Annotated in this window: 1 protein-coding gene; it reads left to right on the plus strand. The window is 37.5% G+C overall.

What is annotated here, in order from left to right:
• On the plus strand, positions 1–309 hold a 309-nt coding region (gene ssb / locus BN338_RS09340), incomplete at both ends, for a single-stranded DNA-binding protein (protein ID WP_039761470.1).

Raw genomic sequence — 309 nt, forward strand, 5'->3', positions numbered from 1 at the left:
CGTATGGCGACCGCTGAAAGCTATACTGATAAAAAGACCAATCAAAAAATAGATAAAACCGAATGGCATTCCATTGTGGTTTTTAATCCACATTTGGCAAAAATTGCTCTTCAATATCTCAGTAAAGGTTCAAAGGTTTACATAGAAGGCAAATTACAAACACGTAAATGGCAAGATAAAAACGGTCATGACCGTTACACAACAGAGATTGTTTTACCACAATATAAAGGCGAGTTGCATTTGCTTGATGCAAAGAAAGAGCAATCTGCACACCCCTCACCCATTACTTCTCAAAGTTATGCTATTGCC

Origin of the sequence: Bartonella queenslandensis AUST/NH15, assembly GCF_000312585.1 — a bacterium.
Classification (GTDB): domain Bacteria; phylum Pseudomonadota; class Alphaproteobacteria; order Rhizobiales; family Rhizobiaceae; genus Bartonella; species Bartonella queenslandensis_A.